6 protein-coding genes, 1 tRNA gene and 3 rRNA genes are annotated in these 12,718 nt (G+C 52.6%); 2 read left to right on the top strand and 8 right to left on the bottom strand.

The window, feature by feature from the left end:
* Positions 1-88: 88 nt before the first annotated feature.
* The 3 genes from aceA to metA form a co-directional block, all read right to left on the bottom strand.
* The gene (aceA, locus tag AB182_RS23645) at positions 89-1,393 is read right to left on the bottom strand and encodes an isocitrate lyase (RefSeq protein ID WP_103245891.1); all 1,305 of its coding nucleotides are present in this window, start codon (positions 1,391-1,393) and stop codon (positions 89-91) included.
* A gap of 157 nt (positions 1,394-1,550) precedes the next feature.
* Entirely contained in the window at positions 1,551-3,152 is a 1,602-nt protein-coding gene (gene aceB, locus AB182_RS23650; RefSeq protein ID WP_047372234.1) for a malate synthase A, read from the bottom strand.
* Positions 3,153-3,417: 265 nt separating this feature from the next.
* Positions 3,418-4,347, bottom strand: a complete 930-nt coding sequence (metA, locus tag AB182_RS23655; protein ID WP_047372235.1) for a homoserine O-acetyltransferase MetA — start codon at positions 4,345-4,347, stop codon at positions 3,418-3,420.
* 155 nt (positions 4,348-4,502) lie between these two features.
* Between metA and AB182_RS23660 the strand changes: the two genes are divergently transcribed.
* On the top strand, positions 4,503-4,943 hold the full coding sequence (locus tag AB182_RS23660; RefSeq protein ID WP_047372236.1) for an acetyltransferase: 441 nt from the start codon (positions 4,503-4,505) through the stop codon (positions 4,941-4,943).
* Between the two features lie 21 nt (positions 4,944-4,964).
* On the opposite strand, the gene AB182_RS23665 is transcribed toward AB182_RS23660, so the two are convergent.
* The 5 genes from AB182_RS23665 to AB182_RS23685 form a co-directional block, all read right to left on the bottom strand.
* Entirely contained in the window at positions 4,965-5,348 is a 384-nt protein-coding gene (locus AB182_RS23665) for a YjaA family stress response protein (protein ID WP_047372237.1), read from the bottom strand.
* A gap of 73 nt (positions 5,349-5,421) precedes the next feature.
* Positions 5,422-5,537: ribosomal RNA gene (gene rrf / locus AB182_RS23670) — 5S ribosomal RNA — on the bottom strand.
* Between the two features lie 197 nt (positions 5,538-5,734).
* A 23S ribosomal RNA gene (locus AB182_RS23675) occupies positions 5,735-8,636 on the bottom strand.
* 219 nt (positions 8,637-8,855) lie between these two features.
* A tRNA-Glu gene (locus AB182_RS23680) sits at positions 8,856-8,931 on the bottom strand.
* An 85-nt stretch (positions 8,932-9,016) separates the two neighbouring features.
* Positions 9,017-10,558, bottom strand: a 16S ribosomal RNA gene (locus AB182_RS23685).
* Together the 16S, 23S and 5S rRNA genes with 1 tRNA gene alongside form the textbook arrangement of a ribosomal RNA operon.
* A gap of 563 nt (positions 10,559-11,121) precedes the next feature.
* On the opposite strand from AB182_RS23685, the gene purH reads away from it, so the two are divergent.
* A complete protein-coding gene (purH, locus tag AB182_RS23690) occupies positions 11,122-12,711 on the top strand; it encodes a bifunctional phosphoribosylaminoimidazolecarboxamide formyltransferase/IMP cyclohydrolase (RefSeq protein ID WP_047372238.1) in 1,590 nt (529 codons plus the stop codon).
* The last annotated feature ends 7 nt before the right edge of the window (positions 12,712-12,718 follow it).

Raw genomic sequence — 12,718 nt, forward strand, 5'->3', positions numbered from 1 at the left:
CCCTCTCCCCGACAGGAAGAGGGCGAAAAACAGACCTGCGCCAAACCGCCCCCTCTCCCCTCAGGGGAGAGGGGTGAGGGGGAAAAGATTAGAACTGTGCTTCTTCAGTTGACCCGGTTAACGCGGTAACAGAGGACGCCCCGCCCTGAATGATGGTGGTCACTTTATCGAAGTAGCCCGTGCCCACCTCCTGCTGGTGAGAAACGAAGGTGTAGCCCTCTTTGGCGGCGGCAAACTCCGGCTGCTGTACTTTTTCAACGTAGTGCCGCATCCCTTCACCCTGCGCATAGGCGTGTGCAAGGTCGAACATGTTGAACCACATGCTGTGAATGCCCGCCAGGGTAATAAACTGATATTTGTAACCCATCTCCGACAACTGCTGCTGGAAACTGGCAATGGTTTTGTCGTCCAGGTTTTTCTGCCAGTTGAAGGACGGTGAGCAGTTATACGCCAACAGTTTGCCCGGGAATTTCGCATGAATTGCATCGGCAAAGCGTTTCGCCAGCGCCAGATCGGGTGTTGAGGTTTCACACCATACCAGGTCGGCGTACGGCGCATACGCCAGACCACGGCTAATGGCTTGTTCGATCCCGGCGCGGGTACGGTAGAATCCTTCGCTGGTGCGCTCGCCAGTGATGAACTCGCTGTCATAGGGGTCGCAATCGGAGGTAATCAGGTCCGCGGCATCCGCATCAGTACGGGCAATTACCAGCGTCGGTACGCCCATGACATCCGCCGCCAGACGCGCGGCCACCAGTTTTTGAATCGCCTCTTGCGTCGGGACCAGCACTTTCCCACCCATATGACCGCATTTTTTCACCGACGCCAGCTGATCTTCGAAGTGAACGGCCGCTGCACCGGCTTCAATCATCGATTTCATCAGTTCAAAGGCATTCAGTACGCCGCCAAAACCAGCTTCGGCATCCGCCACGATCGGCAGGAAATAATCGGTGTAACGCGGATCGTTCGGTTCAATACCCGCTGACCATTGGATCTGATCCGCACGGCGGAAGGTGTTGTTGATCCGATCGACCACAGCCGGAACGGAGTTGGCCGGGTAGAGCGATTGATCCGGATACATGCTGGAGGCCAGGTTCGCATCTGCCGCCACCTGCCAGCCCGACAGATAAATCGCTTCGATGCCTGCTTTTGCCTGTTGCAATGCCTGCCCGCCCGTCAGTGCGCCAAGGCTGTTGATATAGCCTTTTTTCGCCTCACCATGCAGCAGACGCCACATTTTCGCTGCGCCCATCTGCGCCAGCGTGCATTCCGGGTTCACCGAGCCACGTAATTTCACCACCTCTTCCGCGCTATAAGGACGCGTGATGCCTTCCCAGCGAGGGTTAGTCCATTCTTTTTTCAGTTCTTCGATTTGTTGGGTACGGGTTTTCATGTGCAGATGCTCCATATTATCGTCCTGGCTTCCCAGGCGTTATTGGTGAAGGCAGTTTGGTCACGGGAAGCCGCGCAAAAACCGGAGCGTACTTAGCGTACGTGAGGATTTTGAGCACTGCCCGGGGCCAAAATGGCAAACAAAATAGCCTGGGTCATTACGCCAGCAGGCGGTAACCTGGCAACGTCAGGAAGTCGATTAACTCATCTGAGGTGGTGATCTGTTCCATCAGGCGCGCAGCATCGTCGAAACGCCCGCTACTAAAGCGGTGCTCGCCCAGCTCTTCCTGAATGACCAGCATCTCTTCGGCCAGCATTTGACGGAACAAGGCCTTCGTAACCGGCTTGCCGTTGCTGAGCGTTTTCTCGTGATGGATCCACTGCCAGATTGATGTGCGCGAGATTTCAGCCGTTGCCGCATCTTCCATCAGGCCGTAAATCGGTACGCAGCCGTTGCCGGAGATCCAGGCTTCGATGTACTGGACGGCCACGCGAATATTGGCGCGCATCCCCTCTTCTGTACGTTCGCCATCGCAGGCCGCCAGCAGTTGATCTGCCGTAGTGGGCGCATCATTTTCGCGAGTAACCGTCAGCTGATTTTTGTTATCACCCAGTACCTCGTTAAAGACAGCCATGGCGGTATCTGCCAGTCCCGGATGCGCAATCCATGTACCGTCATGGCCATTGTTGGCTTCCAGCAGCTTGTCCGCTTTTACTTTGTTGAGTACCTGGTTGTTCCGTTCAGCATCTTTACTGGGAATAAAGGCCGCCATGCCGCCCATTGCAAACGCACCACGACGGTGACAGGTTTTAATCAGCAGCCGTGAATAGGCACTCAGGAACGGTTTATCCATCGTTACCACCTGACGATCGGGCAGCACACGGTCAGGGTGATTTTTTAATGTCTTGATATAGCTAAAGATGTAATCCCAACGGCCACAGTTCAGACCAACAATGTGATCGCGCAGCGCATAGAGGATTTCATCCATCTGGAAGACGGCAGGCAGTGTCTCAATCAACAAGGTGGCCTTGATGGTGCCGCGCGGCAGATCGAAGCGGTCTTCGGCATAGCAAAATACTTCGCTCCACCATGCCGCTTCCTGCCACGCCTGCGTCTTGGGTAGATAAAAGTAAGGACCGCTGCCTTTTGCCAGCAACGCTTTATGGTTGTGGAAGAAATAGAGCGCAAAGTCGAACAGACTGCCGGGGATGGCTTCACCACGCCAGGTGACATGTTTTTCTGGCAGGTGCAGACCACGGACACGGCAAATCAGCACCGCCGGATCGGGTTTGAGTTGGTAGATTTTTCCGGCTTCGTTGGTATAGCTGATAGTGCCATTCACTGCATCACGCAGGTTAATTTGCCCATCAATCACTTTATCCCAGTCCGGTGAAAGGGAGTCTTCGAAATCCGCCATAAAAACTTTCACGTTGGCATTGAGCGCATTGATCACCATCTTGCGCTCAACCGGCCCGGTAATCTCAACACGTCGATCCTGCAAATCCTGTGGAATACCGCGAATCGTCCAGTCACCCTCACGAATGGAATTGGTTTCCGAAATAAAATCAGGCAGCTTACCGTTGTCGATATCCTGCTGCTGTTGCATACGCGTGGCCAGTAACTTATTGCGCTGTGGCGTAAAGCGTGTCACCAACTCAGAAAGGAATTCGACCGCTTCCGGGGTCAGAATTTGCTTTTCCATTTCGCCATGAGGCTTATTAAAAGCCAATCCGCCTGTCGTCGTTGCCTGTTGTGTCATTGTGCTGCTCCTCATCGTTGATCCGCGTACACTCCCCAACGCGAACGAAAGATCGTTGTATGGTTTTCGTTCAGCACAATTAAGACTACTCATTTAATTTTCAAAATCAAAAACAATTTCCATTTTAATTTAAAAATACACTTAACCTGTTGATAACAATAAATTTAAAATTTAATTACTTGATGGAGGGAGTTTCAGGTATGAAAAAGGCACCCGAAGGTGCCTGAAAAGGGATGCTGAAACGCTTTAGGATCTTGCTGAAACGTTAATCCAGCGTTGGGTTCATGTGGCTCAGATCGAACGGCGTAATCTGGTAAACGTAGTAGTTCAGCCAGTTGGTAAATAGCAGATTGCCATGACTACGCCATGTCGCATGTGGCTTGTTCCGGGGATCATTTTTCGGGAAATAGTTATACGGGATGTCCGGTGACAGCCCGGCCTCAACATCACGGAAATATTCCCCCGCCAGGGTATTGGCGTCGTACTCAGGATGACCAGTAACAAAGGCGATACGCTTATCTTTACTGGCAAACAGATAGGCATCGCCCTGCTCGGTCTCAGCCAGAATTTCCAGGTCGGTATAGTCACGAATCAGTGCCGCCGGGAAATCAGCATAGCGTGAGTGCGGCGCGAGGAAAGTATCATCAAAACCACGCGTCAGCAGGGCATGTGGATGCAAAATGTGATGCTCGTAGACACCGGACAGCTTTTCACTGCGGGTTTGCTTCGGGATACCGTAAAGGATGTTGAGTGCGGCTTGTACCGCCCAACAGACAAATAGCGTGGAGGTGACATGATCTTTTGCCCACTCCAGTACCTGTTTGATCTGCGGCCAGTAGGCAACGTCGTTAAATTCGACCAGACCCAGGGGCGCACCGGTTACGATCAAACCATCGAAATTCTCTTCGCTGATTTCATCAAAGTTGCAGTAGAAGTTGTTGAGATGTTCCGTCGGCGTATTGCGTGATTCACGGGCGTCAATACGCAGTAACTTGATATCCACCTGCAGTGGCGAGTTGGAGAGTAACCGCAAAAATTGGTTCTCTGTCTCTATCTTCTTTGGCATCAGGTTGAGGATAAGCACCTTGAGCGGACGAATTTCCTGACCTGTAGCACGCGATGTCGTCATCACAAAGACATTTTCATCACGCAAGAAATTGACGGCTGGTAGCTCGTCCTGCACCCGAATCGGCATAACTTATATCCTCACTGCATACGTTTAAACGTTTAGACATCCAGATAGCTGACAATACCCAGGAATAGGCGTGTTGTCGAGTCTGCATGTTCAAGGTGAGAAAGTTTCACGAAAGTGTTTGCGTTAGAATATAAGCACGCATAACAGGAGACAATATGGTTATTAGTATTCGTCGTTCGCGACCTGAGGAAGGAGAGAGGCTGATCGCTATCTGGTGCCGCTCGGTCGATGCGACACATGATTTTTTGTCCAGAGACTATCGGGCAGAACTGGAGGAGCAGGTGAGTGCATTTTTACCGACAGCGCCGCTTTGGGTTGCCGTCAATAAACAGGATGAACCTGTTGGGTTTATGCTACTCACCGATAAGCATATGGATGCACTGTTTATTGATCCTGACGTTCGCGGCAGCGGCGTAGGGAAACGACTGGTTGAACACGCTCTGTTGTTGGCTCCCAACTTAACGACCAACGTTAATGAGCAAAACGAGCAGGCCATTGGGTTCTACCTTAAGCTGGGATTTATGGTAACCGGGCGAAGCGAAAAGGATGATTCCGGCAGGCCATATCCACTGCTGCATTTACGCTATCAACCGTAATGTTCACCGCTTAACTCTTTTTTACCGCTCCGCAATCAGCGCCATCACAGCGTCATCGCTCAGGGGTGTTGATTGCGCGTGCGTTATCAAGCGGCGATAACGCATTCGCGTCGCACCTGCGACGACTTCCTGCAGGATACGTTCTTCGACCTGCGATAATCCGCCCTCGTTCATTTCCAGCGCGCTGATAACAATGTCAAAGCGGTCTGTGCGCAGCAGTTTCCTGAACCATGAACGGGGTCGGATCTGTTCGATCAGGTCCCACAGAACTTTTTCGGCCTTGAAAAAATCAGCAATAAGCAGGCGTTGATTACTAAACGCACCGCTTCCTGATACATCCTGCTTACGCTCAATGTTGCGAACGGTGATATGATTTTTGCGAACCTGGATATAAAGAACAGACATGAAAAATTCCTTTTATCATGCGAAGAAAACGCAAAAAGCCCATCCGTCAGGATGGGCTTCTTACTGGTTTGATGCCTGGCAGTTCCCTACTCTCACATGGGGAGACCCCACACTACCATCGGCGCTACGGCGTTTCACTTCTGAGTTCGGCATGGGGTCAGGTGGGACCACCGCGCTAAAGCCGCCAGGCAAATTCTTTGTGCTCTGTCCTGTGTCTTTTGTGCTGATACTGCGTTGGCTGCTCTCGTAAAGTCAGTCACATACCTCAGTATGCTCCTTCCTTTTCTTCGCTGGCCGCCTTGTCTCAGCGCAAAATCCTTCGGACTCTGAATCTAAGCTGAATATTGTTCGTCTTCTCAAATCCGCCAAAACATCTTCGGCGTTGTAAGGTTAAGCCTCACGGTTCATTAGTACCGGTTAGCTCAACGCATCGCTGCGCTTACACACCCGGCCTATCAACGTCGTCGTCTTCAACGTTCCTTTAGTGTCCTTAAAGGACAAGGGAGAACTCATCTCGGGGCAAGTTTCGTGCTTAGATGCTTTCAGCACTTATCTCTTCCGCATGTAGCTACCGGGCAATGCCATTGGCATGACAACCCGAACACCAGTGATGCGTCCACTCCGGTCCTCTCGTACTAGGAGCAGCCCCCCTCAATTCTCCAGCGCCCACGGCAGATAGGGACCGAACTGTCTCACGACGTTCTAAACCCAGCTCGCGTACCACTTTAAATGGCGAACAGCCATACCCTTGGGACCTACTTCAGCCCCAGGATGTGATGAGCCGACATCGAGGTGCCAAACACCGCCGTCGATATGAACTCTTGGGCGGTATCAGCCTGTTATCCCCGGAGTACCTTTTATCCGTTGAGCGATGGCCCTTCCATTCAGAACCACCGGATCACTATGACCTGCTTTCGCACCTGCTCGCGCCGTCACGCTCGCAGTCAAGCTGGCTTATGCCATTGCACTAACCTCCTGATGTCCGACCAGGATTAGCCAACCTTCGTGCTCCTCCGTTACTCTTTGGGAGGAGACCGCCCCAGTCAAACTACCCACCAGACACTGTCCGCAACCCGGATCACGGGTCCACGTTAGAACATCAAACATTAAAGGGTGGTATTTCAAGGTTGGCTCCATGCAGACTGGCGTCCACACTTCAAAGCCTCCCACCTATCCTACACATCAAGGCTCAATGTTCAGTGTCAAGCTATAGTAAAGGTTCACGGGGTCTTTCCGTCTTGCCGCGGGTACACTGCATCTTCACAGCGAGTTCAATTTCACTGAGTCTCGGGTGGAGACAGCCTGGCCATCATTACGCCATTCGTGCAGGTCGGAACTTACCCGACAAGGAATTTCGCTACCTTAGGACCGTTATAGTTACGGCCGCCGTTTACCGGGGCTTCGATCAAGAGCTTCTCCTTACGGATAACCCCATCAATTAACCTTCCGGCACCGGGCAGGCGTCACACCGTATACGTCCACTTTCGTGTTTGCACAGTGCTGTGTTTTTAATAAACAGTTGCAGCCAGCTGGTATCTTCGACTGATTTCAGCTCCGTCCGCAGGGACTTCACCTACACATCAGCGTGCCTTCTCCCGAAGTTACGGCACCATTTTGCCTAGTTCCTTCACCCGAGTTCTCTCAAGCGCCTTGGTATTCTCTACCTGACCACCTGTGTCGGTTTGGGGTACGATTTCGTGTTACCTGATGCTTAGAGGCTTTTCCTGGAAGCAGGGCATTTGTTACTTCATCACCGTAGTGACTCGTCATCACACCTCAGCCTTGATTATCCGGATTTGCCTGGATAATCAGCCTACATGCTTAAACCGGGACAACCGTCGCCCGGCTAACATAGCCTTCTCCGTCCCCCCTTCGCAGTAACACCAAGTACAGGAATATTAACCTGTTTCCCATCGACTACGCCTTTCGGCCTCGCCTTAGGGGTCGACTCACCCTGCCCCGATTAACGTTGGACAGGAACCCTTGGTCTTCCGGCGAGCGGGCTTTTCACCCGCTTTATCGTTACTTATGTCAGCATTCGCACTTCTGATACCTCCAGCATGCCTCACAGCACACCTTCGCAGGCTTACAGAACGCTCCCCTACCCAACAACACATAGTGTCGCTGCCGCAGCTTCGGTGCATGGTTTAGCCCCGTTACATCTTCCGCGCAGGCCGACTCGACCAGTGAGCTATTACGCTTTCTTTAAATGATGGCTGCTTCTAAGCCAACATCCTGGCTGTCTGTGCCTTCCCACATCGTTTCCCACTTAACCATGACTTTGGGACCTTAGCTGGCGGTCTGGGTTGTTTCCCTCTTCACGACGGACGTTAGCACCCGCCGTGTGTCTCCCGTGATAACATTCTCCGGTATTCGTAGTTTGCATCGGGTTGGTAAGCCGGGATGGCCCCCTAGCCGAAACAGTGCTCTACCCCCGGAGATGAATTCACGAGGCGCTACCTAAATAGCTTTCGGGGAGAACCAGCTATCTCCCGGTTTGATTGGCCTTTCACCCCCAGCCACAAGTCATCCGCTAATTTTTCAACATTAGTCGGTTCGGTCCTCCAGTTAGTGTTACCCAACCTTCAACCTGCCCATGGCTAGATCACCGGGTTTCGGGTCTATACCCTGCAACTTAACGCCCAGTTAAGACTCGGTTTCCCTTCGGCTCCCCTATTCGGTTAACCTTGCTACAGAATATAAGTCGCTGACCCATTATACAAAAGGTACGCAGTCACACCACGAAGGTGCTCCCACTGCTTGTACGTACACGGTTTCAGGTTCTTTTTCACTCCCCTCGCCGGGGTTCTTTTCGCCTTTCCCTCACGGTACTGGTTCACTATCGGTCAGTCAGGAGTATTTAGCCTTGGAGGATGGTCCCCCCATATTCAGACAGGATACCACGTGTCCCGCCCTACTCATCGAGCTCACAGCCTGTGTGCTTTCGTGTACGGGGCTGTCACCCTGTATCGCGCGACTTTCCAGACGCTTCCACTAACACACAAGCTGATTCAGGCTCTGGGCTGCTCCCCGTTCGCTCGCCGCTACTGGGGGAATCTCGGTTGATTTCTTTTCCTCGGGGTACTTAGATGTTTCAGTTCCCCCGGTTCGCCTCATTAACCTATGGATTCAGTTAATGATAGTGTGTCGAAACACACTGGGTTTCCCCATTCGGACATCGCCGGGTCAAAGGTTCATATCACCTCGCCGGCGCTTTTCGCAGATTAGCACGTCCTTCATCGCCTCTGACTGCCAGGGCATCCACCGTGTACGCTTAGTCGCTTAACCTCACAACCCGAAGATGTTTCTTTCGATTCATTCTCGCGCTGTAAAAATTTGAGAGACTCGAACACACCGTCATCTGTTCTTATTACGGAGAACAGACACTGTGTGTCGTTTCAATTTTCAGCTTGATCCAGATTTTTAAAGAGCAAATATCTCAAACATGACTCGTGAGTCAGTTTTGAGATAGTAGGGCAGGCGACTTTCACTCACACAACCAGCAAGTGGCGTCCCCTAGGGGATTCGAACCCCTGTTACCGCCGTGAAAGGGCGGTGTCCTGGGCCTCTAGACGAAGGGGACACTGAAGTCTGCTTCGCAAGACGCCTTGCTATTCACTTTTCATCAGACAATCTGTGTGAGCACTGCAAAGGCAGGTTCTTTAAGGTAAGGAGGTGATCCAACCGCAGGTTCCCCTACGGTTACCTTGTTACGACTTCACCCCAGTCATGAATCACAAAGTGGTAAGCGCCCTCCCGAAGGTTAAGCTACCTACTTCTTTTGCAACCCACTCCCATGGTGTGACGGGCGGTGTGTACAAGGCCCGGGAACGTATTCACCGTGGCATTCTGATCCACGATTACTAGCGATTCCGACTTCATGGAGTCGAGTTGCAGACTCCAATCCGGACTACGACGCACTTTATGAGGTCCGCTTGCTCTCGCGAGGTCGCTTCTCTTTGTATGCGCCATTGTAGCACGTGTGTAGCCCTGGTCGTAAGGGCCATGATGACTTGACGTCATCCCCACCTTCCTCCAGTTTATCACTGGCAGTCTCCTTTGAGTTCCCGGCCGGACCGCTGGCAACAAAGGATAAGGGTTGCGCTCGTTGCGGGACTTAACCCAACATTTCACAACACGAGCTGACGACAGCCATGCAGCACCTGTCTCACGGTTCCCGAAGGCACTAAGGCATCTCTGCCGAATTCCGTGGATGTCAAGACCAGGTAAGGTTCTTCGCGTTGCATCGAATTAAACCACATGCTCCACCGCTTGTGCGGGCCCCCGTCAATTCATTTGAGTTTTAACCTTGCGGCCGTACTCCCCAGGCGGTCGACTTAACGCGTTAGCTCCGGAAGCCACGCCTCAAGGGCACAACCTCCAAGTCGACATCGTTTACGGCGTGGACTACCAGGGTATCTAATCCTGTTTGCTCCCCACGCTTTCGCACCTGAGCGTCAGTCTTTGTCCAGGGGGCCGCCTTCGCCACCGGTATTCCTCCAGATCTCTACGCATTTCACCGCTACACCTGGAATTCTACCCCCCTCTACAAGACTCAAGCCTGCCAGTTTCGAATGCAGTTCCCAGGTTGAGCCCGGGGATTTCACATCCGACTTGACAGACCGCCTGCGTGCGCTTTACGCCCAGTAATTCCGATTAACGCTTGCACCCTCCGTATTACCGCGGCTGCTGGCACGGAGTTAGCCGGTGCTTCTTCTGCGGGTAACGTCAATCAACACGGTTATTAACCGTATCGCCTTCCTCCCCGCTGAAAGTGCTTTACAACCCGAAGGCCTTCTTCACACACGCGGCATGGCTGCATCAGGCTTGCGCCCATTGTGCAATATTCCCCACTGCTGCCTCCCGTAGGAGTCTGGACCGTGTCTCAGTTCCAGTGTGGCTGGTCATCCTCTCAGACCAGCTAGGGATCGTCGCCTAGGTGAGCCATTACCCCACCTACTAGCTAATCCCATCTGGGCACATCCGATGGCAAGAGGCCCGAAGGTCCCCCTCTTTGGTCTTGCGACGTTATGCGGTATTAGCTACCGTTTCCAGTAGTTATCCCCCTCCATCGGGCAGTTTCCCAGACATTACTCACCCGTCCGCCACTCGTCACCCGAGGAGCAAGCTCCTCTGTGCTACCGTTCGACTTGCATGTGTTAGGCCTGCCGCCAGCGTTCAATCTGAGCCATGATCAAACTCTTCAATTTAAAAGTTTGATGCTCTTAGAATTAAACTTCGTAATGAATTACGTGTTCACTCCAGAGACTTGGTATTCATTTATCGTCCGGGGACGTTAAGAATCCATGTCACTTTGAGTGCCCACACAGATTGTCTGATAAATTGTTAAAGAGCAGTGCAACGCGGCTTTCGCTCACCGTTGCGAGGTGGCGTATATTACGCTTTCCTCTTTCAGAGTCAACCCGTTATTTCAGGATTTTTCTCTTCAACCGAACCGGCTGTTTGTGTGAAGTGATTCACATCTGCCGTGTCGATGGAGGCGCATTATAGGGAGTTCCCGCGCATCCGCAATAGAAAAATTGCAGAAAAATGACTGACTGCTGCATTCCACAGCAAAAGCCCGCCTTATACCCTTTTGCACACAGACTTATCCACAATGCTGCGAAAAAGTGAAAATTCGCGAGCGTTGCGCAAACGTTTTCGTTAAAATGCCCCCGCTAAAACAAGGATGCCCCGTTAGGGGCGTTAGCTGAGTTTTTTGATGAAAATTCAGCTAACGCTCTCTGTAATCGTCAAATCCAGGGGATTTACCATGCAACAACGTCGTCCAATCCGCCGCGCGCTGCTCAGCGTTTCTGACAAAGCCGGTATCGTCGAATTCGCCCAGGCACTTTCTGCACGCGGTGTAGAACTGCTATCTACAGGGGGCACTGCCCGTCTGTTAGCTGATAAAGGCCTGCCGGTTACCGAAGTGTCCGATTACACCGGTTTCCCGGAAATGATGGATGGACGCGTTAAGACTCTGCATCCGAAAGTCCATGGCGGTATTCTTGGCCGTCGCGGCCAGGATGACGCCATTATGGCCGAGCACAACATCTCTCCTATTGATATGGTGGTTGTTAACCTTTATCCGTTTGCCCAGACCGTTGCCCGCGAAAGCTGTTCTCTGGAAGATGCGGTCGAGAATATCGATATCGGCGGCCCGACCATGGTGCGCTCTGCGGCGAAGAACCATAAAGACGTGGCCATCGTCGTAAAGAGCAGCGACTACAACACTATTATTGAAGAGATGGATGCCAACGAAGGCTCGCTTCTGCTGGCAACCCGCTTCGACCTCGCGATTAAAGCATTCGAACATACCGCCGCTTACGACAGCATGATCGCCAACTACTTCGGCAGCATGGTTCCGGCTTATCACGGCGAGACAAAAGAAGCGGCTGGCCGCTTCCCGCGTACACTGAATCTGAACTTCATTAAGAAGCAGGATATGCGCTACGGCGAAAACAGCCACCAGCAGGCAGCCTTCTATATAGAAGAAGAGATCAAAGAAGCCTCTGTTGCGACTGCGCAGCAGGTACAGGGCAAAGCGCTTTCCTATAACAATATCGCCGATACCGATGCGGCGCTGGAATGCGTGAAAGAGTTCAGCGAACCGGCCTGCGTTATCGTTAAACACGCTAACCCGTGCGGCGTGGCGGTCAGTTCCTCTATTCTGGATGCTTACGATCGTGCTTACAAAACCGACCCGACCTCCGCGTTCGGCGGCATCATCGCTTTTAACCGCGAGCTGGATGCGCAAACCGCGCAGGCTATTATCTCCCGCCAGTTTGTGGAAGTGATCATCGCCCCCTCAGCCACAGAAGAGGCGCTGAAAATCACCGCCGCGAAGCAGAACGTCCGCGTACTGACCTGCGGCGAGTGGACCGCACGTGTTCCGGGCCTCGATTTCAAACGCGTGAACGGCGGCCTGCTGGTTCAGGATCGCGACCTCGGTATGGTAAGTGAAGGCGAACTGCGCGTCGTGTCCAAACGCCAGCCAACCGAACAGGAACTGCGTGATGCACTGTTCTGCTGGAAAGTGGCGAAGTTCGTGAAATCCAACGCTATCGTGTATGCCAAAGAGAGCATGACCATTGGCATAGGCGCAGGCCAGATGAGCCGCGTCTACTCCGCGAAAATCGCCGGGATCAAAGCCGGTGATGAAGGGCTGGAAGTGAAAGGTTCCGCGATGGCGTCTGATGCGTTCTTCCCGTTCCGTGATGGTATTGATGCCGCTGCCGCCGTTGGCGTGAGTTGTGTAATCCAGCCTGGCGGTTCTATCCGCGATGACGAAGTGATTGCCGCCGCCGACGAACACGGCATTGCGATGATCTTCACCGACATGCGTCATTTCCGCCATTAATTCCCGG

The sequence above is a fragment of the Phytobacter ursingii genome (assembly GCF_001022135.1).
In the GTDB taxonomy this organism is placed as follows: Bacteria; Pseudomonadota; Gammaproteobacteria; order Enterobacterales; family Enterobacteriaceae; genus Phytobacter; species Phytobacter ursingii.

Coding starts and splice junctions, on each gene's coding strand:
- aceA (WP_103245891.1), bottom strand. CDS start 1,393: ATGAAAACCCGTACCCAACAAATCGAAGAACTGAAAAAAGAATGGACT.
- aceB (WP_047372234.1), bottom strand. CDS start 3,152: ATGACACAACAGGCAACGACGACAGGCGGATTGGCTTTTAATAAGCCT.
- metA (WP_047372235.1), bottom strand. CDS start 4,347: ATGCCGATTCGGGTGCAGGACGAGCTACCAGCCGTCAATTTCTTGCGT.
- AB182_RS23660 (WP_047372236.1), top strand. CDS start 4,503: ATGGTTATTAGTATTCGTCGTTCGCGACCTGAGGAAGGAGAGAGGCTG.
- AB182_RS23665 (WP_047372237.1), bottom strand. CDS start 5,348: ATGTCTGTTCTTTATATCCAGGTTCGCAAAAATCATATCACCGTTCGC.
- purH (WP_047372238.1), top strand. CDS start 11,122: ATGCAACAACGTCGTCCAATCCGCCGCGCGCTGCTCAGCGTTTCTGAC.